The sequence below is a fragment of the Leptolyngbya sp. FACHB-711 genome (genome assembly GCF_014695615.1).
In the GTDB taxonomy this organism is placed as follows: Bacteria; Cyanobacteriota; Cyanobacteriia; order Elainellales; family Elainellaceae; genus Leptolyngbya_A.
The window spans coordinates 1-4,852 of sequence record NZ_JACJOR010000290.1; the positions used below are offsets into that span (position 1 = coordinate 1).

Sequence of the window (4,852 nt, forward strand, 5' to 3'; positions counted from 1 at the left end):
GGGCAACAGCCTGATTGATGACCAGGGACTGCAAGGTATGCCTAACCCTGTTGATAACAGAAGTTGGAATTGCCTGACTGGTGTCAAGCGGAAGGGATTTTAGGATGATGGAAGGCTGTCCGATTTGAGCGATCGCCTCGATCACCCACTGATCGTTTTTAGGTAGTAGCAATACACTTCTGTCGGCTCCGGCATTTTCCATCACAACCTGGAGTAGGGCAGAAAGGAGCTTTTCTAACTCAATTTCACTAGAGAGAGCTTGAGAGGCTTTGAGGATACTTCCCAAGTCAAGTGCTGCTGAGAGACTGGTGCTGTCAGAGGTAGAGGTGCTAACGGTGTGTAATATAATCGTCTCAGTCGAAGTGAAGCTTTGCTGCCGTTGTTGCAGAATCAGGGTTAGTAATTTGGGGTATTGCTGTTCTAAAGCATCGACTTTCGCTTTAGCACCCCAGCGACCATAGGCATAATAAGCATCGATGATGTAGGACTGGGCGACTTTTTCTTTACCCCATGCCAAATAGAACTTCGCGGCAAGTTCGTTTGCCAATGCTTCTTCGTTCACGTATTCGTTTTCATTCGCAAGGCTGATAGCCCGATCGTAATGGGCGATCGCTTCTGCATAGTTGCCTAACACCCGATGACGCTCGGCTTCAACCAGATAGTATTTGTGTAAGTGATTCATCGGCGCATATTGTGCCCATTTCTGCACCACCTGTTGATGGGCTGCTACCTTCTCTAAATATTGTTCCTGCTCCAACAATGGAGCATCAGGATACAACGCCAGGAGCGCAAGGGAGTGATACAGGTTATGAGTTGCCGAAGCCAGGGTTCCTGTACCACCGCCCGCGTAGCCTACCGCAGTGATTGCATGCTGTAAGGACTGAGCATAGTCTCCGAAATGGTAAGCCAGCATTGTTTTGGCAACATAAGCGGTAAATAGGGACATACCGTTGTTTGTTGCTTTGAGATGCGCCAACATTTCGGTTTCATCGAAGCTCTCGCCAATTAACCGAATTGGCTCTGGAGACAATCCCTGAAAATTCAAAATTAACTGATGCCAAACCTTATCGTGATAAATGGTAAATTCTTGTTTGAATTTCACCATTAGATCGATATGTAATCGCTGCTTTTGTTCAATCGTTTCCAGATATTGACCAATGCTAAACGCTTTGTCGCAATACAAAAATGTGTTGTAACCTGCGAATTCAATATCACCTGTTTCTAGCCCACTCTGGATTCCTTCTAATAAGGGGAGCAAGCAGTATTTGGCATGTTCTTTCCAATGTCGAGTAAAGCCATTAAACAGACAGTAAACGTTGCTCTTAAATTCATTCGCTCTAAATTTTTCCAGGAGTTTCAAGGCAAGTTGCCCAGAGTGATAGCCTGCATCAATATCGCCCATGCCGCAGAGAATTAAGCCATAGTGACCATAGGCGATCGCCGCCACCCCGGAGTTGCCATGCTCAAGGCACAGATTGACCATCGTTAGAATCACCTGAGCATAGGTCGTAAACGAGGTGACAAATGCCGCAGGATTGATTACCATCAACAACCGCAAGGCTGCTAGCTTGTGAGGATCGCTCATCGTTGGCATCTGATCTAAATCTGCTAAGCTCGGCAACTTCGTCCATCCGTCTGGATTTTCAGGCAGTTGGTAAAGGGAAACGCCCAACTGTTTAACCACATCCAAACCCAGTTCAACTCCCTTCACCATCTGGTTTTGGGCGTTGTAAAATTGCACTTTTAGCTCATACACTCGTGTTTTATCGAGTAGCGTTTGAGCATGTTCTAAAACAACCTCAGACAGTGCTTGTGCTTCTGGAAAGTTAGTATTGAGATACTCTAATTCAACAGTCTGCACATACAAATCCAGCGTCAATGGGTATTGCACAGCCCAACTATCCTGAGCGAGTAGCTTGATTCCCTGGCGCAAATATTTGAGCGCAGGTTCATAAGCAGTTGATGCCTTTGCCTTGCGTCCCGCTGTCAGGTTCAACTGAGCAAGCTGCTCTTGTTCTGCTCGATCTGCAATCAGATCAACCGCAATGTTGAAGTGATTCACAATATCAAAAATCTTTTCTTCCACTCCTGCTGCATCGAGCGAATTCAGCAATAATTGCCCAACCTTCAAATGAGTCTGTTGCTTTTGCGATTCAGGAATCAGGGAATAAGCAGCTTGTTGCACGCGATCGTGCAGAAATCTGTAAAGAGGGTTGGCAACAGATTCAGTTACGGGTGTAGTCAATGAAAACTGCTCGGTAGCAGTAAAAAACTTGTAGATTTCAGTCGTGGGAAGAATAAACCCTTCTTGCAACGCTTTCCAGAGATCGGTTGCAGTTTCTGTCTGGGATTTTTCTAAAACGATCGCCAATGTATTGAGATCAAACTGGGCACCAATACAGGCAGCTAGTTTTAAGACTTCCTGCGTTTCAGGAGGCAGCTTCTGTAGCTGAAGTGCCATAAACTCAACCACATCATTCGTCAAGGCAGCCGCTCTGACCTGAGCAATATCACACTGCCAATGCCGAGCCTCTAAGTTAAAGGTAATCAGCTTTTCGGCATGTAACGCCTTGAGAAACTGGGTCGTGAAAAAGGGATTTCCTTGCGTTTTTTGATCCACTAATTCTGTTAGCGGTTCGGCAATTGCTAGCTCACAACTCAGCGTATCGGCAATCAATTGATTGACATCAAAGCGGCTCAACGGTTTTAGTGTCATCGTATTCACCGTTGCCCCTGTTTGCTGAATCGCATCGATCGTCACCATGAACGGATGCACGGGGGAGACTTCGTTATCTCGATAGGCACCAATAACTAGCAAATGACCTGTATCTTGCATCAGCAGTTGCATCAGCTTGAGCGATGCCGAATCTGCCCACTGCAAATCATCCAAAAACAACACTAATGGATGATCGGCGATCGTGAAGACCTGCACAAACTTCTGAAACACTAAGTTAAAGCGGTTCTGCGCAGCACTGCCAGAAAGTTCTGGAACAGCAGGCTGTTCACCGATGATATGCTCCAGTTCTGGAATCACTTCAATCAGCACTTTGCCGTTTTCGCCAATTGCAGCCAAAATCTTGGTTTTCCACTGCTCGATCTGAGCATCACTCTCACTGAGTAGCTGCCCCATGAGATCGCGAAACGCCTGAACAAAGGCCGAAAAAGGAATATTGCGCTGGAACTGGTCATATTTGCCTTTGATGAAATAGCCCCGCTGACGCACGATCGGCTTATGAACTTCATTCACGACCGCCGTTTTGCCAATACCGGAGAAGCCAGCGACCAAGATCATTTCGGTGCTGCCCGTGCTGACTCGTTCAAAGGCAGCCAGGAGCGTTTCTACTTCTGTTTGCCGACCGTAAAGCTTTTCAGAAATCAGGAAGCGATCGCATACATCGCGCTCACCTAACTCAAACGGCTTAATTTTGCCCGTTTCTTTCCACTGAAAGAGACAAGTTTCTAAATCATGCTTCAGTCCCAATGCGCTCTGGTAGCGGTCTTCGGCATTCTTCGCCATCAACTTGATCACAATCTGGGAGAGGACTTCTGGAATCTCCTCTGCCCCCTTACCTAGTTGATGCGGCGGAATGGGCTGCTTCGCTAAATGACAATGCACTAGCTCCATCAGGTCAGCAGATACAAAAGGCAACTGCCCCGTCAGCAGTTCGTAAAACGTGACACCGAGGGAGTATAAATCGCTGCGGTAGTCAATTCCCCGGTTCATCCGTCCTGTCTGCTCTGGAGACAGGTAAGCAAGGGTGCCCTCCAGCATATTAGGATTCTGAATTTCCTGACTTTCACGGGGTAGCAGCGAGGCGATGCTGAAGTCAATCAGCTTAACCTGTTTGCTGATGGGATGAATCAGGATATTGGCGGGTTTGATGTCTTTGTGGATCACTCGGTAACGAGACAGTCCATCCAAGATCACGGATAGTTGCAGTGCAATGGAGAGAAAATTTGGCAACGAGAAGCTAGACAAGCCTTCTTCCTGTTGTCCTTCTCCTTCTGTTTTTCGATATTCTGAAAGCGAGACCGCACCAAAATCCTCCATCACCAGCGCATAGGCATTTTCATGAAACTCCAGAGCCAATGGTTGGATGATGCCAGGCAGATCGAGATTTTTGGCGATCGTATATTGATTGCGGAACTGTACGAGTTCACTGAGGCTAGGAAATGGATTCCGCAGCAATTTGATGACGACTGGATGTTGATCGCCCTCCCGAACCCCCCGATAAACCAGAGTTCGAGAACCTGAGTAGAGTAGTTCGCTGATGGCATAGCCAGACAGATTAGCGATCGCATCCATGTTCTAGTCCTCAGGGCAAGAAGTCGTTCTGTAGTATGCCCATCGCTAAAGAAAAATATTGCGGTGGCAGCAATATTACTGCTTAAAGGAGGGTAGTCATGAACTGGCAATGTTAATCTCTCAGCATCATGGCTTTACCTGGCTTTCCCACGTCAAAGAAGCCATCTCCGTCACGAGATCACGGTAATCAGCCGGGCGATAATCCTGAAGCCATTCAGTGATCGGATTAGACTTGCGGTACGGATTAATCGAGAGATCACCCAGCAATTCATCGTGATAATGCCACATGTGCGTTTGCAGCAGCGAACCGCGTCCAGCAACAGGCGGGATAAAGCTCCGTTTCCAATGTTTCATCTGGGAAATCTCCTGCCACATCACCTCAGGCTCAGGCAGTTGAATCTTGCCCTTGAGCAAATGAATTAACCAGATAACCTCTAAGTGGGTCGTGAGCGAATTGGAAAATGTCGAAGCCCAGCCGATAAATGCCAAACCCGGTAAGTCAGGGTGAATTATATGGCGGTAAAGATAAGCTCCATCCTCATCCAC

2 protein-coding genes are annotated in these 4,852 nt (G+C 47.2%); both read right to left on the minus strand.

Annotation, left to right across the window (positions count from 1 at the left end):
• Positions 1-4,306: ATP-binding protein (locus H6F80_RS11435; RefSeq protein WP_199296515.1), on the minus strand; the 4,306-nt coding region annotated here is incomplete at its 3' end.
• Between the two features lie 126 nt (positions 4,307-4,432).
• A partial coding sequence (locus tag H6F80_RS11440) for a hypothetical protein (RefSeq protein WP_199296516.1) occupies positions 4,433-4,852 on the minus strand: 420 nt, incomplete at its 5' end.